Genomic DNA, 25,239 nt, shown 5'->3' on the forward strand with positions numbered 1-25,239 from the left:
GGGTGTGGATTCCTCGGTGGCTCGGTCGTGCGGGCGGGCTCGGAGAGGGACAGCGCGGACAGCGCGGACAGGGACAGGGCGCGGAAACGGGCGCGAGGTGCCGTACGGCCGGGGCGGCGGCACCCGGCGGTCCGGTCACTCGTGTCGATGGATGTCGATGGATGTCGATGGGCGGGCAGGGAAATCGCGTGAGCTGCGGGCGGTACGGGCGTCAGGCGCCCGGAGTCGCCACGACAGCCACGACAGCCGCGGCGGCCGTGAGTGCCGCGGTGAAGCCATCGGCCAGGGCGATGATGTCGCCCTCCTCGAAGGCCAGCGCGTTGAACTGGATCCAGCAGTCCAGCGAGCCGTCCGGCTGTTCCACGACGGTGAGTTCGGGCACACCCAGGTCGCCGCCGGGCAGCGGCCAGGGGACGGTGGTCCCCCGTGGCAGCGTCCACGGCTCGCAGCGCAGGCCCGGGAGGTGGGCGTCGGCGGCCCAGTTCTCGTACCGCAGCCAGGCCGGGAAGGCGATCCGGTGCGGCTTGAACTCGGCGTACGGGTACATCTGGTGGTCCAGCGCCCCGGTGGCGGCGAGCCGGACCCGCTCGGCCAGTTCGGCGAAGCCGGGGCCGCCGGAACAGTCGACGCGCACCAGCAGGGACTGCACCAGACAGCCCACGGTCCGCTGGGCCTCGGGCCGGGTCCGGCCGGGTACGGGCGTCATCAGCACCAGGTCGCTGCCGCCGGAGCGGGCGGAGAGCACCCCGCACCACAGCGCGGCGACGGCCATGAACGGGGTACCGCCGAGGTCCCGGGCGCGCTCGCGCAGCCGCCCGGCGGGCCCGGCGGCGACGGTGAAGGGGTGGGCCACCGTATGGACCCGGTCGACGTCCCGGCGGCCGGGGAACGGGTCGAGGGCGGAGGGGGCGCCGTCCAGCGCGGTGGCGAAGTGACGGCGTCCGGCCTCCCATTGCTCCGCCGCCCACCGCACCAGCTCCTGGTAGGGCATCGCGTGGGCGGGCAGCCGGGGGGTCCGGCCCCGGCGCAGGGCGTCGTAGGCGAGGCCGAGTTCATGCAGGAGGACGCCGATGGACCAGCCGTCGGCGACGAGGTGGTGGACGGCGAGCAGGACGACGTGATCCTCGGGGCCGCGGGTGACGACCAGCAGCCGGGTGAGCGGGTCCTCGCCCAGGTCGGTGAGCCGGTCGCGTTCGGCGATCAGCAGCGCGTCGGTCTCGTCGTCGGTGGCGCCGGGGGCGTCGTGGAGGGTGAGCCGGACGCGGGGTTCCGCGTCCAGGACGGTGCGGACCAGTCCGGGTACGTGGGCGGGTCCGTCGAGTCCGTCGCCGGGTCCGCCAGGTCCACCGTCGGGTCCGCCAGGTCCACCGTCGGGTCCGGCGGAAACAGGGACGAACCGGGTGCGCAGGGCGGGATGGCGGTCGGCGAGCGCGGTGACCGCCCGGCCGAGGGCCTCGGTGTCGAGCCGGTCGGTGACCCGGAAGAGCGCGGTGACCGCGCCGACGTCACGCCCGGGTTCCTCGGCCATCCAGTCCAGGAAGTTCTCCTGCTGGCTGGTGAGGGGGACCTGGTGGGGCTGGGCGCGCAGGGCGCGCAGGTACGGGGGGAGGACCGGCGGGTCGTCGGGGGCGGACGGGCCGGCCGTCGGGTGTGCGGCGCCCGCGTCGGTGGCCCGTTGGTCGATCCAGGCGGCCTGGGCACGCAGCGAGGGGCGGCCGAAGACGAGGGCGGCGCTCGCGTCGACGCCGAACCGCTCGCCGAGGGCCGAGGCGAGCCGCACCGCGCGGAAGGAGTCGCCGCCCAGCGCGAAGAACTCGTCCTCGGTGTGACGCGCCCGGCGCCCGAGCACCTCGTGCCAGAGCGTGGCGAGGGCCACTTCGGTGGGGGTGCGGGGCGGTGCCGGGGATACGTCGTCGTCGGGGCCGGAGGCGTCGAAGGTCCCGGGGTCGTCGAAAAGGGGTCTCAGCCGGTGTTTGACGGTCTTCCCGGTGGCGTTGCGGGGCAGCTCGTCGGCGAGCAGGATCCGCACCGGCAGTTCGGCGCGGCTCAGCCTCGCGGCGAGGAAGAGACGCAGTGCGTCCAGGTCGAGCCCGTCCGGGGCGGGCACCACGACCGCCGCCGGGACCGCGCCCATGACGGGGTGCGGGACGCCGAGGACGGCGGCGTCGGCGACCTGGGGGTGTTCGTGCAGGACGTCCTCGACGCGCAGGGTGGAGACCTTGAGGGCGCCGGACTTGATGACCTCGCTCTCGCGGTCGACGAGATGGAGGTATCCGGCGTCGTCGATCCGTCCGAGGTCGCCCATCCGCACCCAGCCGCCGCGGAAGACGGCGTCGGAGGCGGCGGGGTCACCAGCGTAGCTGCGGGGCGGGCCGGGCTGCCGGAGCCAGATCTCGCCGGTCTCCCCGGGCGCCACCGGCGTCCCGTCGGGGCCCAGGAGGCGCAGGTCCCGGGGGTCGGTGGGGCGGCCGACCGACCCGGGGCGGGCGAGGTCGACGATGGTGGAGAGCTGGGCGGGGGACGCCTCCGCCGAGGTGTAGGCGTTGACGACGGTGGCCTTGGGCAGGGCCTCGGTCAGCGCCAGGGCGACGGGTACGGGCAGCGCGGCGGCCGAGGAGGAGAGCAGCAGCACGCTGGAGAGGTCATGGCGATCGGCGACACGGGAGTTGAGGAGTTCGATCGCCATGGAGGGGACGAGGAAGACGGTGCCGATCCGCAGTTCCGCCACGGCCCGGCCGAACTCCTCGGCGTCGAACCGGGGCAGGACGACGGTCGTGGGCGCGCCGGTCAGCGCACCGATGACCATCATCTGGGCCGCGTTGGTGCCGATCGGGAAGGCGTGCAGGGCGTGCCGGGAGTGGGCGTACGGCCGGTGGCGCGGGTTCAGCCGCTGCCCGGCCGTCAGGCTGGCGTGGGAGGCGACGACCCCCTTGGACGCCCCGGTGGTGCCGGAGGTGCCGACGATCTGGGCGGTGTCGGTGGGGGCGGGCAAGTACGGGGGCGAGACGCTGACGTCGGCGTCGGTACTGGCGTCGGCTGTACCGCCGGCCCCGACGATCATGGCGCCGACCGACTCGACCTCGGCGAGCAGATGGTCTGCGGCCCCCAACCCGTCACTCAGGGACGGCAGTTCGGCCCCCCGTAAAACCGCGCCGGCGCCGCACATCGCGGCGAGCCGGGCGGCCTCGGCTTCGGGCAGGTCGGCGCGGAGCGCGAGCGCGGCGGCTCCGGCGTAGTGGGTGGCGAGGAAGGCGACCGCGTAGGCGTCCCACTCCTGCTGGGTGAAGCGCAGGGCGAGGAGGTCACCGGGGCGCACTCCCGCCGCGGCGAGTCCATGGGCGGCGCGGACGGCCCGTGACCGCCAGCAGCCGTAGGTGAGGGTGCCGCCGCCGCGTACCTGGATCGCGACGCCGTCGGGCTGCTGGGCGGCCCGGGCGTCGAGCAGTTCGGGAACGGTCGGCACAGCGGGCGGTGCGTTGATGACGCCCTCCAAGTTCGTGGTCGTGTGCGGGAGTTGACCCGGACATGCGATGACACAGGAGTCGGTCGTTGGGCATGGCGCGCGAAGTCCACCCTTGGGTATGGTCTGGACCATTCGGCGGGCACGGCGAAGGATAGCGCGCCACTGTCGCACTTGTGTCGCAATGATGGAGAGTTCATGGACATCGGTGGGGATCGGCCGCGCGAGCCGGACCCCCCGGGCCCGGATCTCTCGGCAAAACCCCTCGTCACAAGAGGTGCAACTACCTCACTGGACACCCCGACCCGTCCGGCACCCCATACCCCCACGCCCCCACGCGTCTTCACCGTCACCTTCATCCGGCTCCCGGGTACGTCGCCGTACCCGGGCGAGCGAGTAGGAATCACACAGATGCTGTACGCGGGAATCGCCTGGTCCGCCGATGGCTATCAGGTCGAAGTGGTGGACGCCGACGGCGTGCGCGCCATGGCGGCCAGGCACTGGGGCGCGGAGCGGGTACCGGAACTGACCCGGTGGCTGTGCGGCGAGGAGAGAACGCCCAAGGGCCCCTGCGCGGTGGCCCTGGAGAGCACGAACGGCCTGGTGGACGGGCTGCTGACGGCGGCCGGGCTGGAGGTGTACCGCGTCGATCCCTGGCAGTTGGGCGAGCGCCCGGACTTCGGTTCGGTACCGGCCCTCTTCCTCGCGGAGCTGGCCAGGACCGGGCGCGAGGCGCTGTCACCACTGACCGCGCAGGGCGGCGGCCAGACCGGGCGGGACGCGGACTACCACGAGGGGATCCGCCGCAGCGCGCCGGTCGAGGCGAAACTCACCGAGGCGGGCCGCTGGTTCCGGCACGGCCCGCGCGACCGTCAGGAGGTCTCCCTCACCTTCGACGACGGCCCGGACCCCGTGTACACCCGGCAGGTGCTGGACATCCTGGCCCGCTACGGGATCCAGGCCACCTTCTTCTGCGTCGGGCTGCACGTGAACGCGCTGCCGGACGAGGTACGGCGGATCGTGGACGCCGGACACTCCCTCGGCAACCACACCTGGTCGCACCCTTTCCTGCCGGACCTGACCGCCCGCCAGTTCCGGCTCCAACTCGACCGCACCAGCGAGGCGTTCGACCGGGCCGTGGGCCGCGTCCCGGCCGTCTTCCGCCCCCCGTACGGGTCGCGCACCCCCGAAACCCTCACCGAACTCCTCGCGGACGGCCCGGCGCTGGCCCTGTGGGACGTCGACTCCTGGGACTGGGCCCGGCCGGGCCCCGAGAAGATCGCCACGACGGTCCTCGATCACGCGGGCCCCGGCTCACTGATCCTCATGCACGACGGCGGCGGCGACCGCCATCAGAGCGTGCGGGCGCTGCCCGCCGTGATCGAGGGCCTCCTGGAACGGAACCTGCGCTTCGTCTCGACGGAGGCCCTCGCGGGCCTGCCGGGAACTCCCTGACCGGCTGTCCCCGATGCCGGGCGGACCATGTCCCGGTGCGGGCCACCTCTCGGCGCAGGCCGCCTCTCGGCGCGGACTACTTCTCGGTGGAGCAGGGGGCACAGCAGGAGGGGGCCGGTTCGACGCAGAGGGTGGTGGAGTCCGTGTTGCCGGTGGGGTCGGGGTCCTTCTCGTTGGCGGTGACGGTGGCGGTGTTGTCGATCCGGCCGGTCCTGGTGGCTTTGGCCCGCAGGACGAGGGTGGTGGCGGCCCCGTCGGGCAGGTCACCCACGGTCCACCGGCCGGTGGCCGGGTCGTAGCCTCCGGGGCCGTCGGCGGACAGGAAGGCGAGCCCGTCCGGGAGCCGGTCGGTGACTCGGACGCCGGTGGCCCGGTTCGGGCCGGTGTTGCGCACGGTGACGCGGTAGGTCACCGTCTGCCCCACGGTGACGGTCGTCGCGTCGGCGGCCTTCACGACACTCAGGTCGGCGGCCGGTTCGACGTCCGTGATCTCCTCGTTGGAGGTGGCTGTCAGGGGCTGGGGTGTCTCGCCGAGCCGGTTCTCGTAGGAGGCGGTCGCGGTGTTCCTGATCCGGCTTCCGCCGGCGGCCCGGTCGATGACGACCCGGTACTCCGCCGTGGTCCCGCCCGGCAGGCTCTCCGTGCTGGGCAGACCGCCCCCGGCGGCGCCCGACGCACCGGCACCGAGATGGAAGACGACCTGGTTCGCGCCGGGGTCGTAGTACGCCTGGTCGTCGCCCGGCGAGTCGCTCAGCGCTCCGGTGTTCGGGCCGTCGACGATCCGCAGGGACCCGGGCAGATAGGTCGTCCCGGGTGGGATGGCGTCGGTCAGGACAAGGGTCTCGGCCGCGCCACCGCCCTCGTTCCTGGCGGTGACGCGGTACGTGATGACATCGCCCACGTCCAGCGGCCCGGCGGGAATCGCGGTCTTGCCGAGCACCACCTGAGGGGCGGTGCCGAAGAAGATGCCGTCCAGGAAGTTGCCGACACCGCGGTTGCCGCCCGCGGCGGCGATGGAGCGGAAGGCGAACCGGGTCAGTGTCTGCCCGGCCGGGACGACGTAGGTGCCCGTGTAGTGCCCCCAGGCGTCCTTCCCGTCGGAGAAGCGCCGCTGCTCCACCGCCGCACCGGGCACGCCGATGTCCAGCGCCATGGTGTCCTCGCCCAGCCGGCCACGGTGATGGAGCCGCCAGTACAGCGTCGTGCCCGGGGTGGTCGGCAGATCCTGGTAGAGCGTGGAGACCTCATTGGCGTTCAGCTCGGCGAACTGGGTGCCCTCGGCGGACGGCACCCCGAGGAAGCCCGAATGCCACAGCTCGACCATGTGGTCGGAGGCGGTGGTGAGCCAGCCGGGGACGCGCTTGGGCGCCTGGGTCTGGCTGGCGTCCGGCAGGATCTCGTAGTCCGTCACGGCGGGCGCTTCGAAGCTGCCGTTGACGAGGGCGACCCGGAGCGGAGCGGAAGGAACAGGAGGAATGGTCATCGTTCTTCCCCTTGGAGTTGACGCTGCTGGAGGGCACGCCGACCGGCTCCACACCTGGTTGCCGGGGCGGAACCGCGACGCTCAGTAGCGCATCGCAGGAGAAGAACCACGTACAGTGCCGCATTCATGGCTCCGGCCAACCCGGCACGGCGGGTTTGCGTACCCGCCCACCCCCTCGGCCCCCGCGCCGCACGACACCACAACCGCCACCGGCCACCACAGCCGCCTCACCCGTGGCCCCCCGCCCCACCCGTCCTGACCGAAATCCCCCGCTACCGGGCGAGAACTCACCCCCCGCCGGAGTGAACCGGCCACGCTCGCCTTGACCCGGCAGCAGGGGTGAGCGCGCTGGGGCTGCCGCTCAGGAAGACACCGGACCGGCGGACAGGGGCTGCTCGGTCCAGATGATCTTTCCGTTGGGTGTGTAGCGGGTGCCCCAGCGCTCGGAGAGCTGGGCGACCAGGAACAGACCGCGGCCCCCCTCGTCGGCCGCACCGGCCCGGCGCAGCCGGGGCGAGGTGCCGCTGCCGTCCCGCACCTCGCAGATCAGGACACTGTCGTCACGCAGCAGCCGCAGGGAGATGGGCGTACCGCCGTAGCGAATGGCGTTGGTCACCAGTTCACTGATGATCAGCTCGGTGCTGAACTCGTACTCGGCCAGCTCCCACTCCTCCAGCTGTTTGAGGGCCCGCTCCCGCACCGCCGAGACCGCCGCCGGGTCGCTGGGCACGTCCCAGCTGGTGCACCGGTCGGCCGGGAGACCCAGGGTGCGGACGACGAGCAGGGCCACATCGTCGCGGGGGCGGCAGTCCGGCAGCGTCGCCATGACCGCCTGGCAGGTCTCCTCCGGGGAGCGGTCCGGGGCGTTCTCCAGCGCGTGACGGAGCGCCTCCATCCCGGTGTCGATGTCGCGGTCGCGCGCTTCGATGAGACCGTCGGTGTACAGGACCAGCCGGCTGCCCTCGGGTACGGGGATCTCCACCGCTTCGAAGGGGGCCCCGCCCACGCCGAGAGGTGGCCCGGCCGGGACGTCGGGGAAGTGCACCGAACCGTCGGGGAGGACCAGGGCGGGTGGCGGATGCCCGGCGCGGGCGAGGGTGCACCGGCGGGCCACGGGGTCGTACACCGTGTACAGGCAGGTGGCGATGTACTCCTCGAAATCGAGGCGCTTCACCAGATCGTCGAGGTTGGTCAGCAGGTCCTCGGGCGGCAGATCGAGTGCCGCGTAGTTGTGCACGGCGGTGCGCAGTCGGCCCATGGTGGCGGCGGCCTGCACGCCATGGCCCATGACATCTCCCACCACCAGGGCCACCCGGGCACCGGAGAGCGGGATGACGTCGTACCAGTCGCCGCCGACCCCCACCTGTGCGGGCAGGTACCGGTGGGCGGCCTCGACCGCGCTCTGCTCGGGAAGGCCGGACGGCAGCAGACTGTGCTGGAGGGCCAGGGCGGTCAGGTGTTCCCGGGCATAGCGGCGGGCGTTGTCCACGCACACCGCGGAACGCGTACCGATCTCCTCCGCGAGCAGCAGATCGTCGGCGTCGAAGGGCACCCGGCCCGCCGCCCTGACGAAGGTCGCCACACCGAGGATGATGCCCCGGGCGCGCAGCGGTACGACGAGGACCGAGCCGCCGCCGAGGCCGGTGAGGGGCGCGTCGGCCCGGGCGAACCTGCTGTCGACGGCGTCCGAGTCCATGACCTCGCCACGGACCGGGCGGCCCGACAGCAGGGCGTCGCCGGGCAGGGACCCGGGCGGGTAGGTCTGCGGACCGCCGGTGCCGGACCCGGAGTCCGGGGCGGGCTCCGCCCCCGCGCGGGAACAGGCGACCCGCTGTACGATGACGGGTTCCGCGGCCGGCGGTACGGGGGGTTCGTCACCGGACATGATGGTGCCGAAGAGGTCGACGGCAGCGGCGTCGGCGAACTGCGGCACGGCCACGTCGGTCAACTCCTGGGCCGTGCGGGTGACGTCGAGCGTCGAGCCGACCTGCTCGCCGGCGGCGGTGAGCAGGCTCAGCCGGTCCCGGGCGATCATCAGCCCCTTGATGCGCTCCTCATGTGCGAGGCGGATACGCAGGACCAGGACGCTCGCGGCCGTGCCCAGCGAGACGATCGCGATGGTGAGAAGGCGCTGGAGCATCGGCAGCCCCGGAATGACACCGCCGTAGAGGACCACCACGGCCACCATGGTCAGCCCGCAGATGATCAGCGCCCGCCGGTACGGCAGGAGCGCGCTCGCCGCGAGGGGGCCCAGGATGGAGAGCCCGCCGAGGCGGACCACACCGCCCTGTGAGGTGGGGTACTGGGTAGCCGAGACCGCGGCGATGTAGACGATGAGGAAGATGAAGACCCCGGTCCTCCCGCCCGGCTGTGACCGCACCACGTCCGCCCACCTCCCTAGACCGGGCCAACGCCCACGCCCATGCCCTGACCGGTGCAGAAGGCCAGGGCCCCTTGGAGTCGCCCTGTGAATCAACCGTAACGCGGACATCGCCAGGAATGATCGCATTGAGAGACTCCGACACGCGGGCCCGCCTCGGCCTCGCTGCCGACAGCCGCACCGTCGGTGGCCCGCACGGTCGGTCACGGTCCGGCTTCCCCCGTCCCGGCCTGCCGGGACGGGTGCCAACAGGACACAGTGGGTGATCCCCAACTCTCGGTGCGCATCGGAACGTTGTCCACACCGGCACTCAGGGGCAGGCCGTCGCCCGCCCCACTGCGTCGGTCACGGTGAGAAATGAGCGGGACGCCGGTGAGCGGGAGGCGTACGTCGTCCGGGTCAGACGCCCGCGCGCAGCAGGAGTGACTCCACCAGGAGGTCGAAGACCTCGCGCGGGCGGTCGCTGGACGGTTCGGAGATGCGTTGCAGGATGGCGCCGTCGACCGCCGCGATGTAGGCGCGGGCCAGGATCTTCGGGTCGACGGCCGACTGCTCGCCGGACGCGGCGAGGGTCTCGGCGAACACCTCACCGAGCGTCTCCTCGTAGCGCGAGTACATGGCCTCCGCGAGATCCGGGTGCGCCCCGTCGCGCACCGCCCAGGTGACCAGCTCGATCTGGGCGCGCAGATCGGCGGGATTGGACTCGATCAACTCCCAGAACGCCTCGGTGATCCGGTCCATGGTCGCGCGCAACCCGGCGTCCAGGGCGATGCCTTCGGGGATCGGGTCGCGTACGAAGCAGTCGAGCCAGTGATCCGCGGCGGCGCGCATCAGCTCGTCCTTGTCGCGGAAGCAGTAGTGGAGCGTGGCGAGCGGGGCGCCGGCTTTCTGCGCGATGCTCCGCAGGGTGACCTGGTCGACCCCGTAGGACCGCATCAGTTCGACGGCGGCCTCGATGAGCTGCCGTCGTCGTTCGGTCGTGGGAACCCGCACGCTACCTCGATTCGGCTCGGGCGGCACGGTGGCCGTGGGTCACACCGTGCGGCTCTGTGCTTGTGCTGTCTGCCCCGCCGGACGGGCCGACACCCGTACCCACAGCGGTCTCGTCACTATACACAGATTCATGGACATCCGACCAAGACGAGCGTCTGGGACAGCAGATCAAGACACTGGACATGGACGGTTGACCTGGACAGGTGACCGTGTTTGAATCCTCGGCACCACACACCCCTCTCCCACCGTCCCCGGACACCGTGAGAGGCGGTCATGGCCCCGCCGACCAGGCGTGAGCCATTGTCGACGGGACGGCCCACGCGGTCCGGCCGTCATCAGAAGCGACGGCCGACGCCCGGCAGGCCCGCACGGAGGCACACCACCGCCTCCGGAACACACACCCCCACACCCCCGGTCCCACACCCTCGGTTCCGCAGCAACCGAACGACCTTCACCGACATGGGCCGTAGCCCGTCCACGCAAGGGGTGCATCACCGCCATGGAAGTCAGACTCCTGAGCCGCAAGCGCGCGCTCGTTCTCGGCGCCGTCTGTTCACTGAGCCTCGCCGCCTGCACACAGGCCGGTACCACCGGCACCCGGGCCGACCGCCCGGCGCCGGTGACCGCGCCGAAGGAAGCCGGCGGTGTGTACGCCGATCCCACCAGGAACACCCCGGCCGCCCTGCGCGCGGCGGTCACCAAGAAGGACTGGGCGATGCCCGTCCAGGTCATCGACTGCAACAGCCCCGGATGCGAGGGCAAGCGCGAGCCGGGCGTCTACACCCCGCTGCCGACCACCGGCATCAAGGGCGACTGGTCGCTGTGCGCACTCCTGCCCCATGTGAAGGACCCCTACTGGGTCGGCCAGAACGAGGCGCTGGTGGCCGAGGCCGACCGCACCGGCGTCCACCTCCAGGTGTACGAGGCGGGCGGCTACACCGAGGTGGGCAAGCAACTGGACCAGCTGTCCAACTGTGTGGCCCAGGGCGCGGACGCCGTTCTGCTCGGCGCGGTCAGCAACGAGGCGCTCAACCCCAAGATCGAGGAGATCACCGCCCAGGGCGTCGTGGTCATCGACATGGTCACCGGTGTCACCAGCCAGAAGGTCCAGGGCCGTGCCCTGTTCGACTACTGCACCCTCGGCGCCAGCCTCGCCACCTACCTCAAGGAGCGGGGCGAGCCGGTCAACGGTGTGTGGTTCCCGGGGCCGACCGGCGTCGGCTCCCTGGAACAGCTCATGTCCTGCTTCAAGCAGCAGGCCGAGGGCAGCGAGGTGCGGGTCCTCGGCACCAAGTACGGCGACACCGGCAAGGACACCCAGCTCAACCTGGTCGAGAACGCCCTGGGCGCCTACCCCGAGATGGACTACGTGCTCGGCAGCGCCACCACCGCCGACGCCGCCCACGGCGTCCTCAGGGAGCGCGGACTGAGCGACAAGGTGCGTACGGCGTCGTACTACTTCACCCCCGAGGTGCACACCCTGCTCAAGAACGGTGACGCGACCTGTGCCAGCGCGGGCAACGACCTGATCCTGTCCAGGATCGCGATGGACATGGCCGTCCGGGTGCTGGAGGACGAGCCGCTGGTCGGCGGCGGGTACATCGGCACCAACGCCCAGGTCATCTGCGGTCCGGCGGCCGGTGCCGAGGTGGCGAACCTCGATGAGCTGGTGCAGGAACTGAATCTTCCCTCGCCGGGATTCCGCCCCGTGTTCAACGTCAACTGAGGCGGGCCACCCATGTCCGACACCGCAGCCACCGCCGCAGGCACCGGGGCCGCCGGGTCCGTGCCTGTCCGCTCCGGACCCACGCTGTCCGTGCGGTCCCTGACCAAGCGTTTCCAGGGGATCACCGCCCTGCGGGACGTCAGCGTCGACTTCCTGCCCGGTGAGGTGCATGTGCTCTTCGGGGAGAACGGGGCCGGGAAGTCGACGCTCATCAAGGTGCTGGCGGGAGTGCACCGCGCCGACGCCGGGACCGTACGCGTCGACGGCACCGAACTCGCCGCCACCAGCCCGCTCCAGGCCCGCGAACACGGCGTCACCGCGGTCTTCCAGGACCCCGCCCTGGTGCCACAGCTGACGGTCGCCGAGAATCTCACCCTGGGCCGGGAACCCCTGCGCGGCGGTCTGCTGTGGCGGGGGGAACGGCGGCGCGTCGCGGAACAGGCGCTGCGCCGCGTGGGTTCGTCCCTCGCCCCCGACACCCTGACCGGTGAGCTGAGCCGGGCACAGCAGCAGGTCGTGGAGATCGCCCGGGCCCTCCAGGACTCCGCCAGGGTGCTGATCCTGGACGAGCCCACCGCCTCGCTCACCGACGAGGAGACCGACCGGCTCTTCACGATCGTGCGGCGCCTGCGGTCCGAGGGCCTGGCGATCGTCTACATCACCCACCGGATGAAGGAGATCAGAGCCATCGGCGACCGGGTCACCGTCCTGCGTGACGGCGCCCTGGTGCGCACCTGCCGTCTCGACGAGGTCGACGACACGGGCCTGGTGACCTTGATGACAGGACGTCGGGTCGACACCATGTTCCCCACCGTCGCCCACCGGCCGGGAGCCGTCGCGCTGGAGTTGCGGAAGGTGTCGGGCGAGGACGTCCATGACATCGACCTGACCGTGCGCAGCGGCGAGATCGTCGGCCTGGCCGGGCTCGTCGGCTCGGGCAAGGCCACCATCGGCCGCCTCTGCTTCGGCCTCGCGCAACGCACCGCCGGTCGGATACTGATCGGCGGCAAGGAGATGGGCGCCCGGTCGGCCCCGGCCCGGCACCTCGCCGAGGGGGTCATCTACTACCCCGCCGACCGCAAGCGCGACGGGCTGATCGCGGTACGCCCCGCCGCCGAGAACGTCTCCCTGTCCGCGCTCGGCCGCTGGACCGCCCGCGGGTTCCTCCGTCGGCGGGACGAGCGCCGCGACACCACCGAGGTGCTCCAGCGGCTCAGCCTGCGGCCGATGACCCCGCAGGCACCGCCCACCACCTTCTCCGGCGGCAACCAGCAGAAGATCGTGCTCGCCCGGGGCTTCACCCGGCCCTACGCCCTGCACATCTTCGACGAACCCACCGCGGGCATCGACGTCGGCGCCCGCGCGGACATCTACGCCGCCATGCACGACCTGGTCCGGGCCGGCGCGGCGGTCCTGGTCATCTCCTCCGACCTCCCCGAGGTACTCGGCCTGGCCCACCGCCTCTACGTGGTGACGGGCGGCCGGATCGCCGCGGAACTGTCCGGCGCGGACCTCACCGAGGAGACCGTACTCCCCGCGTTCTTCCCTCACTCGTCCCAAGAAGCTGGAGCGACCCCGTGACCCAAGCCCCGCCCGTCGAGGAGGTCGAAACGCCGGCGGGCACCGCACGCCCGGCACCCTCGGCCCCGGCCCGCTACGCCCGGACGCTGTTCGTCCAGTGGGGCATCCTGCCCGTCCTGCTGCTCGCCCTGATCATCACCTTCGCCGTCATCGAACCGCGCTTCCTCTCCACGGAGAACCTGACCAACGTCGCCCGGCAGCTCAGCTTCCTGGGCATCGTCGCCGTCGGCCAGATGCTCTACCTGGTGACCCGGCACTACGACCTGTCCAACGGGGCCTGTGTCGCCCTGTCCTCCATCGTGTGCGCGATGGTGATGACCTCCCTGGCCGACAGCGGCCCGGCCACCGCCATCCTCCTGGGGTGCCTGGCCGGGATCGGGGTCGGTCTGGTCCTCGGCCTGCTCAACGCCGTCCTGATCGCGGTGTTCAGGATCTCCGCGTTCATGGTCACCCTCGGCACGGCCTCGGTGGCGACGGGCACCGCGCTGCTGCTGTCCGGCGGCACCCCCGTGGTGGGCCTGCCGCCGGAGTTCTCCCGCCGGTTCGGCACGTCCATGGTGCTCGGCGTCCCCTTCCCCACCGTCATCCTGCTGCTGGTCCTGGCCGCCGCGTACGTCTTCCTCAACCACACCCGCCTGGGCCGGCAGTCCTACGCGGTGGGCGGCAACGAGAGCGCGGCCTACCAGTCCGGGGTCGATGTCCGCCGCACCCTGCTCACGGTGATGGTGACCGGCAGTCTGCTGGCCGCCCTGGTCGGGCTCATGCTGACCGCCCGCATGTCCACCGGCGAGGCGAACGTCGGCGTCCAGTACCCGCTGATGTCGATCATCGCGGCGGTGCTCGGCGGAGTCTCCCTGAACGGCGGCGAAGGACGGGTGTCCGGCGTCCTCATGGGCGCCCTGTTCCTCGTCCTGCTCAGCAACGGCATGGATCTGATCCGGGTGCAGAGCTACGTCCAGCAGATCCTGCTCGGCGCGCTGCTGATCACCGCGCTGCTCGTGGACCGTGTCCGGCGCCGGACCAGGGCGACTTGACGCACCCGCGCACACCATCCGCCCGACCACCCATCCCCTGGAGGGAACCAGATGAGCGAGAAGCTCGTCCTGCGCAACTTCGTCAACGGCCGGTACACCGACACCGAGGAAGGAATCACCGGCGACCTGGTCGATCCCACGACCGGTGAGGTCTTCGCGAGCGCCCCGGTCTCCGGCCGCGCCGATGTCGACACCGCCTACCGGGCCGCGTCCGACGCGTTCACCGGCTGGCGGCGCACCACCCCCGCCGAACGGCAGAAGGCCCTGCTGGACGTGGCCACCGCGGTGGAGGCGCGGGCGGGTGAGCTGGCGGCGCTGGAGTCCCGGAACACCGGCAAGCCGATCCCGCTGACCGCCGCCGAGGAGGTGCCGCCCATGGTGGACCATCTGCGGTTCTTCGCGGGGGCGGCCCGCCTCCTCGACGGCAAGGCGGCGGGAGAGTATCTGGCCGACCACACCTCGTGGATCCGCCGCGAGCCGGTCGGTGTCGTCGGGCAGGTGACCCCCTGGAACTACCCGATGATGATGGCGGTGTGGAAGCTGGCCCCCGCCATCGCGGCGGGCAACACCGTGGTCCTCAAGCCCAGTGACACCACCCCCGCCTCCACCCTGCTGCTGGCCGAGATCGCCGCCGAGTTCCTGCCCCCGGGCGTGCTCAACGTGGTGTGCGGCGACCGCGCCACCGGCCGCGCTCTGATCGCCCATCCGCGGCCCGACATGGTGGCCATCACCGGTTCGGTGGAGGCGGGCAGACAGGTGGCGAGCGCCGCCGCCGACCATCTCAAGCGCGTCCATCTCGAACTCGGCGGCAAGGCACCGGTCGTCGTGTTCGAGGACGCCGACATCGCCGCCGCCGCGGAGGCCATCGCCGTCGCGGGCTACTTCAACGCGGGACAGGACTGCACGGCGGCGACCCGGATCCTGGCCGCCCCCGGTGTCCACGACGACCTGGTGGCCGCGCTCACCGAACAGGCCAGGGCCCTGTCCACCACGTACGACAAGGGCGTGGCGAGCGACGAGGCGTTCGTGCCCGCCCTGAACAGCGCGGCGCACTTCGAGCGGGTCACCGGCTTCCTCGACCGCGTCCCGGCCCACGCCACCGTCACCACCGGAGGGCACCGGCTGGGCGAGGCCGGTTTCCATCTCGCCCCGACAGTCGTCTCGGAGCTGCGCCAGGACGACGAACTGGTCCGGCGCGAGGTGTTCGGACCGGTGATCACGGTGCAGCGTTTCACGGACGAACGGGCCGCGCTGGAACTGGCCAACGGCACCCCGTACGGCCTGGCCTCCTCGGTGTGGACCAAGGACGTGGGCCGCGCGCTGCGCTTCAGCCGGGACCTGGACTTCGGCTGCGTCTGGATCAACACCCATATCCCGCTGGTGGCGGAGATGCCGCACGGCGGCTTCAAGCAGTCCGGCTACGGCAAGGACCTGTCGATGTACGGCCTGGAGGACTACACGCGCGTCAAGCACGTCATGGCCGCCATCGCGGGCTGAGGCCGCCTCCGGACCTGGACCTGGACCGTGCCGCCGGGCGCTCGGGCGGCACATCCGACTCCCTGAGCACGCAGAACCGAACATCCAGAACCGAACATACGGAAAGGCACCCGCATGGCATCCGAGGAAGCCCGGTCGCAGGCCGGCACCGATTTCCCCCACGAGCCGAGGAGCGCGCCGCGCGACCGCTTCGCCACCGCCGCCGAGACCGGCGCGCTCCCGGTGTGGCGGCCGGTCCCGCTGGTGGCCCTCAACGAGGCGACCCGAAATATGCGCAGCCGGTGGATCATTCCGCCGATAGACGGCGGCAGCGACTACTCCGTGTCCGAATGGGAGCTGATCAGCGCAGGCTGGTCGGACCATCACGCCCATGACGAACTGAACTACGTCCTGCGCGGCGAACTCCACATCGAGTGCGAGGGCAGGACCGTGGTCCTCGGACCGGGCGAGGCGGCACTCGTCCCCAAGGGCCGCACCGGCCGCTACTGGGCCCCGGAGTACGCCCGCATGATCGCGGTGTACGGCCCCAACACCGAGGGAGAGATCTCCGAGTACCTCGACTACTGGGAGTTCGGCGACGGAGCCTGACAACGGCCCTCGTCTTCGAGCCAGCCCATGGAGTACATACCGGCCGCCGGAATTCGGGAGGAATTTCAGTTCCGGCGGCCCTTCCTGGCCGATTTCTTCCATTTCTTTGACGAGTTCTCAACTATCACTCGTCGGCTCATATTCATGTCGCCTGATCTGGCTATTCACTCGCCGGTTCCGATGGCGTGCCGATTCCTTGCGTCCCCGCACCCACGCATGTCAGCGTGGTGCTCGAAAGAGGCTTCGAAGAGGGACCACGCGATCTTGAAAATGCGGGAGTCAGCCGATGCCGTCCATTGCCGCCACGCACTCCGTGGCCCCTGACACACGATTAGATCCCTTGACCGTCGCTGTCATCGGCGCCGAATTCGGGTGGGGAAGCTCGGGGAAACTGAGCGCGGTGCTCTCCGCGCTCCAGGACCGGTCGACACCTCCGCTGCGGTTCATCGGGATGGCGTCGGGACTGGGCCGGCCCCTGCTCGCCGAGCACGCCGTGGACGGCTGGTACGACCTGCCGGACGATCCCGGCCGGCTGACCTCCGCGGTCGAGGAGTTCGTGCGGACACAGGGGGTGCGGGCCGCCGTGGTCGTCCTGGACGGCGCGGCGGCGGCGGCGCTGCTGGCCATCGGCGTACCCACGGTCTTCGTCGACAGCCTGCCCTTCCTCTGGTCCGAGGGCGACCGGGCCGCGCTGCCGCTGGACGCGACGGTGTACTGCGCCCAGAAATGCGTCGAGCTGCCGCCCGAGTGCCGGGCCGTCCTGGCCGACGCGAGGGGGCTGCGCTGGGTGGAGGCCGTCATCGCCCGGCCCCGGGCCCCGGAGCCGGAGCGTGACGCCCGGCGGGACGCGGACCGCCCGTACCGCAGCGCGCTGGTCAGCCTGGGCGGTCTGCGGGCGCCGAGTCTCGTCGATCCGGAGGACTACCCGCGCCTGGTCGTCCCGGCCGTCCTTGAGGCCCTCGCCGCCCACGGGATCGAGAAGGCGCACATCGCCGGGAATCTGCCCGCGGGCCTGGCGGCCCGTCTCGTCGACTCGTCCGTCGCCCCGCCGCGGACGACCGCCGGCCCGCTCGGGCACAGCGCGTTCCTGGAACGGCTGGACGCCTGCGACGTTCTGCTCACCTCGCCCGGTCTGACCACCCTGCTCGAAGCGGGCGGACTGAGCGTCCCCACCGTCTGTCTGCCGCCGCAGAACCTCAGCCAGATCTTCAACGGCCGGTATCACAGCCAGGCGCTCGGGGCCCAACTGCGGGTGCTCTGGCCCAAGGAGGTGTTCGTCGAGGACGAGGCGCTGGCGCTCCGTGCGGAGGGCGAGGACCACGCTCTCGAACACATCTACGGCGCGATCGGGTCGGCCGCGCGGGGCGACGACCGGCGGGACATCGGCCGCGCCCTGCGGGACGGCGTCCTGGACGCGCTGCACCGGACCGCCGGTGTCAGCCGGTGGGACGCGCTCACCACCGCGGTGGGCACCGGTGGCGCGGCCCAGGTGGCCGACGCGCTGCTCGAAGTCCTGGGCGCGGCCGTCCCCTCACCCGACGCGCCCGAGCCGGGCGTCGCGGTCGGCGCGGAAGCCACCCGGCGCCGTTCCCCCCGCACCGTCCCACCCACCCCGTGAGTCGCCTGGAAGGTCTCCCGCCCGTGCCTACACGCGATCGCTACCTCTTCATCAGAATCCTGGAAGCCTGCAACGCCGACTGCTTCATGTGCGAGTTCGCGCTCTCCCGCGACACGTTCCGCTTCTCCCAGGAGGACTTCGCCGACCTGGTGCCCAAGGCCAGGGACGCCGGGGTGGGTTACATCCGGTTCACCGGGGGCGAACCGCTGATGCACCCCGGCGTGGTGGAGCTGGTGCGCGCGGGCACGGCGGGCGGGATGAAGATGTCCCTGATCACCAATGGCTCCATGCTGCCCCGGATGGCCGCTCCCCTGGCCGAGGCGGGTCTGGCCCAGGTGATCGTCAGCCTGGACGGCTCCTCGGGCGCCACCCATGATGTCTACCGGCGCTCCCCCGGCATGTTCGACAGCGGGCTGCGGGGCCTGCGGGAGGCCGCCGCGCTCGGTGTCCTGCCGAGGGTCAACACCGTGGTGGGACCGCACAATTACACCGAGATGCCACGGCTCCAGGAGGTGCTGACACAGGCGGGGGTACGGCAGTGGGAACTGTCCGCGCTCAAGCTCGACCGCTCGATCACCTACCCCGACGCCGACCATGTCCGCAGCGTCTGCGATCCGATCTACGACGCCGACCCGACCGCCCTGCTGGTCCCGATGGGCAAGCGCTTCTACGGGGACACCCCGCAGGAACAGGAGCGCTACTTCACCGGGTCCGTCACACCGCGCGCCGCCGAACCGCTGTGTCATGTCGCCGATGACGTCATCTACGTGGACGGCAAGTACGGGCGGATGTACGCGTGCAGCTGCATCCCCCACCGGGAGGGCGACGGCAGCCCCGGGGGCGCGCCGCTGCGGGAGCGGGGGGTGATCCGGCTGGACACCCCGGTGTTCCGGGCGCACGCCGACTACTTCCGCGAGCGCGGCCCCGCGGTGTGCAACGGGTGCTCCACCACCGCCGCCGGATACAGCGACGACGTGGCCCGGCTCGGGGCGGTGGGGGCATGGCACTACTGAACCCGGCCGGGGCGGCTGCGGCCACGCCCGACAGCGGTGCCGGGCACGGCCCGCGGGTGCTGCTGAGCGCCCGCGAGGACCAGCTGGACTCGACCCTCGCCCTCGCCCGGGTGGCCGCCCACCTCGGCGACCTGCGCCCGACCGGCTGGTCCGAGCGGGAACCTCCCCCGGTCGCGGCCCTGGTCTGCGACGACACGGCGGCCACGGAACGGCTCCTGACGCTGGGCGTACCGGTGGTGCACCTGCGATCGGGTCCCCCTGACCCGACCGCAGGCGAAGCACCGCCGGGGCGCGCGCTCGTACGGGTGCACCGGCCGGGTTGGCTGCCAGAGCCCGGGCCCCCGGTCCGGGGCGCACCGCCCACCGGAGTCCTCGCGCCGCGGCGCACCCGCAGGAGCCCGAGCCGCTCGGGCACGCTGGTGCTGCTGTCCCTGTGGCGTGTCCCCGAAGCCGAAGCGGGGGCCTTCGCGTCCGGCGCGCTGCGGGAGCTGGTCTCCGCCGCGCTGCACCGCACCGGGAGCTGCACCGTGGTCGCCGACACCGCGCTCGGCCTCGTACGGTCCGCCCTGGCGGAGCATCCGGGTGTCCGGGTGCTCCGGGCCGCCGAGGCCGACCCGGACGCGCTCCATGCCGACGCCGCCGTGTTCCTCGCCTCGCCGGTGCTGGGGGCGCTCGCCCTCGCACAGGCCCGCCGGGCACCACTGGCACTGCTGCCGCCGCTGGGGCCCGTTCAGCGGGCCCTCGCCGGGCAGCTCGACCAGGTGCTGCCGTTGCCCTCGGCCGACGATCCCGACGACCCGGGCCTGTGGTCACCTCCGTCCGCAGCCGGGCCGTGGCACCTGCTCGACCCGGCCCTGGACGACCTGCGCGGTGCGCAGCGGGTCGCCCGTACCCTCCGTCAACTCGCGCTCGCGCCCCTGTGAGCCCCGCCCTGAGCCCGCCCGCCGCGGGCCCGTGGCACCCCCTGTGCATGCCGCCTCGTCAGCCCGCCGATCCGGCCCCGCCGGTTCCGGCCACCCACCCACGGCGTCCGCGTCGTGCAGGAGCCGCCATGTCCGACACCCTCCGCGAACCCGTACCCGCCCCCCTCCACGAACCCCTGCCCGCCCCCCGCCCCGAACTGATCCGCCCCAGAGTCCCGGAGACCGACTGGGACGACTGGCGCTGGCACATGCGCCGACGCATCACCAACGTCGAGAAGGCCCGGCAGTGGATCAACCTCAGCGCCGACGAGGAGGAGGCCATCGCCGGGGTGGCGGGCAAGTACCGCTGGAGCGTCACCCCGTACTACGCCTCCCTGATGGACCCGGACGACCCCGGCTGCCCGGTCCGTCAGCAGGCGGTGCCGGCGCTCGGTGAGCTGGCGGAGTTCCCCGGGGCCGAGGTCGACCCGGTCGGGGACACCTACTACCGCAAGACCAACCGGGTCGTGCACAAGTACCCGGACCGCGTGATCATGCTGATCACCGAGGCCTGCCCCGTCTACTGCCGGCACTGCACGCGCAAGTTCCACACGACCGACGTCGACGGCACCTACTTCCGTGACGACGAGGGCGGCTCCTTCGACGAGGATCTGCGCTACATCGCCGACCACCCCGAGATCCGGGACGTCCTGCTGACCGGCGGCGACCCGCTGTCGTACCAGGACGGCAAGCTGGAGGAGATCATCGCCGGGCTGCGGGCGATCCCCAGTGTGGAGATCATCCGGATCGGCAGCAGGTTCCCCGTGCTGCTGCCGCAGCGGATCACCGAGGACCTCTGCTCGATGCTCTCCCGCTACCACCCGGTCTGGCTGAACACCCACTTCAACCATCCCAAGGAGATCACACCGGAGGCCGCGGCGGCCGTGGACCGCCTGCTGCGGCACGGCATCCCGGTCGGGAACCAGACGGTGCTGCTGCGCGGGATCAACGACGACGTCCCCACGATGCGCACCCTGATGACGGAGCTGCTGCGGATCCGGGTGCGGCCGTACTACCTCTACCACTGCGACAACGTCACCGGCGTCTCACACTTCATGACGACGGTGGAGAAGGGCTGGGAGATCATGGACGGCCTCCAGGGGCACATCACCGGATTCGGCGTCCCCCAGTACGTCCTGACCACCAGAATCGGCAAGATCCCGATCGCGCGGCCCTCCTTCACCCCCACCCCCGACGGCCTGCTGCTCCGCAACTACCGAGGCCAGGAGATGGTCATCGGCGGTGACGCGCAGCCGATCACGGAGGCGGGCACACGATGAGCAACCTCGACAAGCGGCTCGGGCAGCGCTTCCTGCCCTACGGAGCCAATTACCTCGACTGGTCCGACATGTCGGAACTGCAAAAGGTGATCGAGCACCAGGTCCTGTTCCGGTACCAGACCGAGACCGAGAGCATGGCGTCCCGCCTGGAGCGGACCGTGGCCGAACGGCTCGGCGCGGGCCACGTCCTGGCCGTGCACAACTGCACGGAGGCATTACGGCTGGCGCTGATCTCCACCCGCCCGGCCATCGGCGACCTGGTGCACATCCCGGCGGTGACGTTCGTCGCGGTGGCCGGAGCGGTGCTGTCGTGCGGCCTGATCCCGGTGCTGGTGGACGCCGACGACTCGCTCTCCATGGACCCGACGCTGCTGCCGCCAGGCGCGCAGCGGGTGATCACGGCCCATATGGAGGGCACCGTGGCACCGCTGCCGACGGATGTGCCGTATCTGGTGGAGGACTGCGCGCAGTCCCTCGGCGCGCGCTTCCCGGACGGCCGGTACGTCGGGACGGCGGGCTACGCCGGGACGTTCAGCTTCCACCACAACAAGGTTCTCACCTCGGGCGAGGGCGGCCTCGTGGTCACCAACGACGACGACGCCTGGGCGGCCATGCGCGGCTACCACGACCACGGCTCTGCGCGGGTGCCCGGCCACTACCCGACATGGAACGACGACGCCCACTTCGGGGAGAACTTCGTCACCAGCGAGCAGGTCGCGGCCGTCCAGTGCCAGCAGTTCCGCCACCTCGACGAACTGCTCGCCGGGCTGGAGCGGATGTACGCGATCGCCATGGCCGAGCTGCCCGACCGGCCCGGCCTGGAGGCCCTGCCGCGGGCCGCCGGCGATGTGAAGGTCAGTCTGCGGTTCCGGTGCGAGAGCAAGGAGCTGCGGGACGCCGCGGTGGCCGCGCTCACCGCGGCCGGGATCGCCAACTGGACGCTCGGGAAGTATCTGCTGCCCGAGCATCCGGTGCTCACCGGCCGTCGTTCTCTCTACCGTGACGGCTTTCCCTGGAACCACGCCCCGCAGGGCCCCCTCACGCTCAGCCGCGACGGTTTCGCCCGGACCAGGGACCTGCTGGAGCGCACCCTGTGCGTGCCGCTCTCCCCGGAACTCCCGGAGGGGGAACAGGTCGTCGCCGCCAAGGCCGTACGCCGGGTGCTGGAGGCGGTGTGAGCGGCGCCGAGGTGCTGTTGCTAATGGACGACCGGCCGTCGTCGTTCGCCCGGTACGCGGCCCGGGAGCTGGCCGGCCGGCTGGTCCTGCTGCGGTTCGCCGACAGCCGCCCCGACCTGCCGGAGGAGTATCTGCGGGAGACCGCGCACCTGCCCGCTTTCTGGGTGCGCGAGGGCTCCACGGTGGGCGGGGAGGCCCGCCGGTACCGGGACTGGGCGGCCGGGCTGCCGGTGGCGCCGACCAGGTTCTGCAACCCCTCGGAACCCCGGCAGGCCGTGGCCCAGCGGTTCGCGGAGCTGGCCGGTCTGCCGCATCTGAGCGAGCGGCAGGTGGCCCTGGTCCGGGACAAGGCCGCCATGAAGGAGTGTTTCCGGGAACTGGGCCTGCGTACGGCGGAGTTCGCGCGGGTGCGGTCGGGCGCCGGGATCGAGCGGTTCGCCGCCCGGCACGGCTGGCCGGTGGTGCTCAAGCCGGTGGACTCGTTCGCCTGCGTCGACACCCACCGGCTCGACGGGCCGGGCGACCTCGCCGGGATCGACCTCACGGCACGGGACTGGATGGTGGAGGCGTACCTCGCGGGCACCGAGTGGGAGGCCTGCGCGATCGTCCTGGGCGGCGAGGTCCTCGACGTGTGGCCGAGCGCCATGCCCTGCCGTCCGCTGGACATCGTCGACGGCGCGATGAACGCCAACATCAGCGTCGGCACCGCCGAGGGCCCGCCGGTCGACCTGCGGGCGCTCATCCAGCGCATCATCACGGGGATCGGTGTCGACCACGGCTACGCCCACATGGAGTTCTTCCTGATCGACGGCGAGGTGTACGCAGGTGAGATCGGCGTGCGGCTCGCGGGCTGCGAGATCCCCGCCAACCATGGCCACGCGTACGGCTTCGACGTGTTCGGCGCGACCCTGGCGGTCTACCTCGGCCGCCGCCCCGACCTCGACTACCAAGAGCGCTGCTGCGCCGGTGACCTGCTGCTGCCGCTGCCCGGCACCGGGCTGGTCCGGCGGATCACCTCCCGGGACGAACTCCTGGAGATGCCCGGGGTCATCGACGCGGTGCTCAAGGTCCGCGCCGGTGACCCGGTGACGGCCCGCCGGGCCTCGCACAACGCCTCGGGGTACGTCCATGTCGTGGGGGCTTCGGTCGGGGAGGTGGAGAGCCGGATGCGGGAGGTGCTCGCGCGTTTCACGATCGAGGTGGGGGCGCGGGAGGGACATGTCGTTGCCACGTGATTGCTGGCAGCGGCGGGCATGGGGCTGGCCGCTCGTCCGTCGGCCTGTGCCTGTCCATCGGCCTGTGCCCGTCCTGGGGTCCGGGCGCTCGTCCATCCGCCTGTGCCCGTCCGTGGGTCGATCCACCCGACCGTCCACCCGGGCTCGTCCATGGGCCCATCCACCCCGTGCCGTCCACACGTTGATCCACCTGTGGCATCCGCCCGTGCCGTCCGCCCGGACAGCGACCAGGCACCCGCCCCGGCCGCCCCGCGCGGCCCTCGAACGGAGACCGACACATGACCAGCGGCCTGCCCCGTCGCTTCCTCGACCTGCTCACCCGTCCCCGGGTGGCCGGGGCCGCCTGGTGGAGCGTCGTCTCCAGGCTGCCGGTCTATCTGATGTCGCTGGCCCTCGTCCTGACCGTCCGTGAACAGGGCGGCAGTTACGCCCAGGCCGGCCTGGTCGCCGCGCTGTACACGCTCGGGATGGCGGTGGGCAGCCCGCTGATCGCCCGCCGCCTCGACCGCAACGGCCGCTCGGCCGTGCTGACGGCGACCGCCCTCGCCTACCCGGCGGCACTCGCCGTCCTGGTGTGGGCGACCCACCCGGGCGGCTGGGCGCAGCCGGTGACGGCGTTCGCCGCGGGGGTGGTGCTGCCGCCCGCGAACGCCTGCATGCGCGCGCTGTGGGCGCGGCTGCCGCTCCGGGAGGACGAACGCGAGACGGCCTATCTGTGGGAGGCGCTGCTCACCGAGGTCCTGGTGATCGGGGCGCCGCTGATGCTGGCGGCGCTGATGCTGGCCGGCTCGGCGGGCCTGGCGCTGACCGTGATCGCGGCGGTGGGCGGCCTGGGCACGCTCGGGCTCGCGTTCACCCGGCTACCGGCCGGCACCGAGAGCGCGCCCGCCGTGTCGAAGGGCCCGCGTCACCCGCTGGGCCCGCTGCGGGAACCGGCCCTGCTGGCGCTGACCGTCGTCATGGCCGTCTCCGCGGTGCCCATCGGCCTGCTGACCCTGGCGATCCCGGCGTTCGTGGACCGGCACGGGGGGCCGGGCGGCGCGGGCGTGGTGTACGCCTGCTGGGGTGTCGGCAGTGCGCTGGGGGCGATCTGGCTCGGCCGGTCCCAGTCCGAGGTGGCCCCTCAGGTGCGCCTGCCCCGCCTGCTGCTGGCCTACGCCGTCGGCACCGGGCTGACGCTGCTCGCGGGCTCCCCATTGGGCCTGGCCGTGGCGCTCGCGGTGGGCAGCGCGCCCATCGCCCTGGTCTCCGCCACCGAGATGAGCCTGGTGAGCGGCATCGCCGACACACGGTCCATGGCGGAGGCGTTCACCTGGGCGTCGCTGGCCACCGTCCTGGGCGACGCGCTGGGCCAACAGGTCGGCGGACTGCTGATGGACCCGTTCGGGCCCCGGACGGTGTTCGCGGTGGCGACCGGAACCGCCCTGGCCGCCGCCGGGCTGGCCTTCGCCTGCCGCGGGCTGCTGACCCGGCGGGCGACACCGACGGTGGGGTGCGCGGTATGAGGGCGGTACGGGGCGGGAGGGTCGTAGGCGGTGTGAGGACCGTATGGGGCACGAGGGCCGTAGGCGGCACGAGGACCGCAGGCGCCATCAGGGCCGTACGGGGCACGAGGGCCGTACGCGATACGAGGACCGCACGCAGTATGACGGCCGTCCCCGCCACCCGAGGCCCTCCATCGGCCCATTCACCCCTATCGGCGCGAGCCGCCCTTCCTCTCCTCCCCAATCCCTCCTCCCCACTCCCCCATCCCCGC

Annotated in this window: 17 protein-coding genes; 13 read left to right on the plus strand and 4 right to left on the minus strand. The window is 72.1% G+C overall.

Annotated elements, in window-relative coordinates; genetic code table 11:
* Positions 1 to 211 precede the first annotated feature (211 nt).
* Entirely contained in the window at positions 212 to 3,595 is a 3,384-nt protein-coding gene (locus ACFXAZ_RS20920) for an AMP-binding protein (protein WP_384593135.1), read from the minus strand.
* Positions 3,596 to 3,871: 276 nt separating this feature from the next.
* On the opposite strand from ACFXAZ_RS20920, the gene ACFXAZ_RS20925 reads away from it, so the two are divergent.
* On the plus strand, positions 3,872 to 4,915 hold the full coding sequence (locus ACFXAZ_RS20925; RefSeq protein WP_384593138.1) for a polysaccharide deacetylase family protein: 1,044 nt from the start codon (positions 3,872 to 3,874) through the stop codon (positions 4,913 to 4,915).
* 76 nt (positions 4,916 to 4,991) lie between these two features.
* Here ACFXAZ_RS20925 and ACFXAZ_RS20930 read toward each other — a convergent pair whose 3' ends face one another.
* The 3 genes from ACFXAZ_RS20930 to ACFXAZ_RS20940 all read right to left on the minus strand — a co-directional run bounded on the left by ACFXAZ_RS20930 (position 4,992) and on the right by ACFXAZ_RS20940 (position 9,771).
* Positions 4,992 to 6,398, minus strand: a complete 1,407-nt coding sequence (locus tag ACFXAZ_RS20930; RefSeq protein WP_384593141.1) for a hypothetical protein — start codon at positions 6,396 to 6,398, stop codon at positions 4,992 to 4,994.
* Positions 6,399 to 6,759: 361 nt separating this feature from the next.
* Positions 6,760 to 8,781: a SpoIIE family protein phosphatase gene (locus ACFXAZ_RS20935; RefSeq protein ID WP_384593143.1), complete on the minus strand. Its 2,022-nt coding sequence runs from the start codon at positions 8,779 to 8,781 to the stop codon at positions 6,760 to 6,762.
* 396 nt (positions 8,782 to 9,177) lie between these two features.
* A complete protein-coding gene (locus ACFXAZ_RS20940) occupies positions 9,178 to 9,771 on the minus strand; it encodes a TetR/AcrR family transcriptional regulator (protein ID WP_384593146.1) in 594 nt (197 codons plus the stop codon).
* Between the two features lie 499 nt (positions 9,772 to 10,270).
* On the opposite strand from ACFXAZ_RS20940, the gene torT reads away from it, so the two are divergent.
* The 12 genes from torT to ACFXAZ_RS21000 all read left to right on the plus strand — a co-directional run bounded on the left by torT (position 10,271) and on the right by ACFXAZ_RS21000 (position 24,988).
* Positions 10,271 to 11,497 carry a TMAO reductase system periplasmic protein TorT gene (gene torT / locus ACFXAZ_RS20945; protein WP_384593149.1) on the plus strand — a complete coding sequence of 409 codons (1,227 nt, stop codon included), beginning with the start codon at positions 10,271 to 10,273 and terminating at the stop codon, positions 11,495 to 11,497.
* 12 nt (positions 11,498 to 11,509) lie between these two features.
* Positions 11,510 to 13,078 (plus strand): sugar ABC transporter ATP-binding protein, encoded by a 1,569-nt coding sequence (locus ACFXAZ_RS20950; RefSeq protein ID WP_384593152.1) that lies wholly within the window; start codon positions 11,510 to 11,512, stop codon positions 13,076 to 13,078.
* A complete protein-coding gene (locus tag ACFXAZ_RS20955; RefSeq protein ID WP_384593155.1) occupies positions 13,075 to 14,112 on the plus strand; it encodes an ABC transporter permease in 1,038 nt (345 codons plus the stop codon). The genes ACFXAZ_RS20950 and ACFXAZ_RS20955 overlap by 4 nt, the downstream gene beginning before the upstream one ends.
* A 51-nt stretch (positions 14,113 to 14,163) precedes the next feature.
* Complete coding sequence (locus ACFXAZ_RS20960) at positions 14,164 to 15,609, plus strand: gamma-aminobutyraldehyde dehydrogenase (RefSeq protein WP_384593158.1); 1,446 nt, start codon at positions 14,164 to 14,166, stop codon at positions 15,607 to 15,609.
* A gap of 114 nt (positions 15,610 to 15,723) precedes the next feature.
* On the plus strand, positions 15,724 to 16,197 hold the full coding sequence (locus ACFXAZ_RS20965) for a cupin domain-containing protein (protein WP_384593161.1): 474 nt from the start codon (positions 15,724 to 15,726) through the stop codon (positions 16,195 to 16,197).
* A 340-nt stretch (positions 16,198 to 16,537) separates the two neighbouring features.
* The gene (locus ACFXAZ_RS20970) at positions 16,538 to 17,815 is read left to right on the plus strand and encodes a hydroxymethylcytosylglucuronate/cytosylglucuronate synthase (protein WP_384593164.1); all 1,278 of its coding nucleotides are present in this window, start codon (positions 16,538 to 16,540) and stop codon (positions 17,813 to 17,815) included.
* Positions 17,816 to 17,838: 23 nt separating this feature from the next.
* Positions 17,839 to 18,828, plus strand: coding sequence for a cytosylglucuronate decarboxylase (blsE, locus tag ACFXAZ_RS20975; RefSeq protein WP_384593167.1), 990 nt, complete (start codon positions 17,839 to 17,841; stop codon positions 18,826 to 18,828).
* A complete protein-coding gene (blsF, locus tag ACFXAZ_RS20980; protein WP_384593170.1) occupies positions 18,816 to 19,751 on the plus strand; it encodes a CGA synthase-related protein in 936 nt (311 codons plus the stop codon). The genes blsE and blsF overlap by 13 nt, the downstream gene beginning before the upstream one ends.
* Before the next feature lie 128 nt (positions 19,752 to 19,879).
* Positions 19,880 to 21,070 carry an arginine 2,3-aminomutase gene (gene blsG, locus ACFXAZ_RS20985; protein ID WP_384593173.1) on the plus strand — a complete coding sequence of 397 codons (1,191 nt, stop codon included), beginning with the start codon at positions 19,880 to 19,882 and terminating at the stop codon, positions 21,068 to 21,070.
* Positions 21,067 to 22,248, plus strand: coding sequence for a DegT/DnrJ/EryC1/StrS family aminotransferase (locus ACFXAZ_RS20990; protein ID WP_384593176.1), 1,182 nt, complete (start codon positions 21,067 to 21,069; stop codon positions 22,246 to 22,248). The genes blsG and ACFXAZ_RS20990 overlap by 4 nt, the downstream gene beginning before the upstream one ends.
* On the plus strand, positions 22,245 to 23,483 hold the full coding sequence (locus ACFXAZ_RS20995; protein ID WP_384593179.1) for an ATP-dependent carboxylate-amine ligase: 1,239 nt from the start codon (positions 22,245 to 22,247) through the stop codon (positions 23,481 to 23,483). Before ACFXAZ_RS20990 ends, ACFXAZ_RS20995 begins: the two co-directional genes overlap by 4 nt.
* Positions 23,484 to 23,761: 278 nt before the next feature.
* Positions 23,762 to 24,988 (plus strand): MFS transporter, encoded by a 1,227-nt coding sequence (locus ACFXAZ_RS21000; RefSeq protein ID WP_384593182.1) that lies wholly within the window; start codon positions 23,762 to 23,764, stop codon positions 24,986 to 24,988.
* The last annotated feature ends 251 nt before the right edge of the window (positions 24,989 to 25,239 follow it).

The organism is Streptomyces sp. NPDC059477, from assembly GCF_042749375.1.
GTDB lineage: Bacteria > Actinomycetota > Actinomycetes > Streptomycetales > Streptomycetaceae > Streptomyces.

Excerpts from the sequence above, each read along its gene's own strand:
- ACFXAZ_RS20930 (WP_384593141.1), bottom strand. The coding sequence starts at position 6,398 with ATGACCATTCCTCCTGTTCCTTCCGCTCCGCTCCGGGTCGCCCTCGTC.
- torT (WP_384593149.1), top strand. The coding sequence starts at position 10,271 with ATGGAAGTCAGACTCCTGAGCCGCAAGCGCGCGCTCGTTCTCGGCGCC.
- ACFXAZ_RS20925 (WP_384593138.1), top strand. The coding sequence starts at position 3,872 with ATGCTGTACGCGGGAATCGCCTGGTCCGCCGATGGCTATCAGGTCGAA.
- ACFXAZ_RS20920 (WP_384593135.1), bottom strand. The coding sequence starts at position 3,595 with ATGGTCCAGACCATACCCAAGGGTGGACTTCGCGCGCCATGCCCAACG.
- ACFXAZ_RS20960 (WP_384593158.1), top strand. The coding sequence starts at position 14,164 with ATGAGCGAGAAGCTCGTCCTGCGCAACTTCGTCAACGGCCGGTACACC.
- blsF (WP_384593170.1), top strand. The coding sequence starts at position 18,816 with ATGGCACTACTGAACCCGGCCGGGGCGGCTGCGGCCACGCCCGACAGC.
- ACFXAZ_RS20990 (WP_384593176.1), top strand. The coding sequence starts at position 21,067 with ATGAGCAACCTCGACAAGCGGCTCGGGCAGCGCTTCCTGCCCTACGGA.
- ACFXAZ_RS20965 (WP_384593161.1), top strand. The coding sequence starts at position 15,724 with ATGGCATCCGAGGAAGCCCGGTCGCAGGCCGGCACCGATTTCCCCCAC.
- ACFXAZ_RS20950 (WP_384593152.1), top strand. The coding sequence starts at position 11,510 with ATGTCCGACACCGCAGCCACCGCCGCAGGCACCGGGGCCGCCGGGTCC.
- ACFXAZ_RS21000 (WP_384593182.1), top strand. The coding sequence starts at position 23,762 with ATGACCAGCGGCCTGCCCCGTCGCTTCCTCGACCTGCTCACCCGTCCC.
- blsG (WP_384593173.1), top strand. The coding sequence starts at position 19,880 with ATGTCCGACACCCTCCGCGAACCCGTACCCGCCCCCCTCCACGAACCC.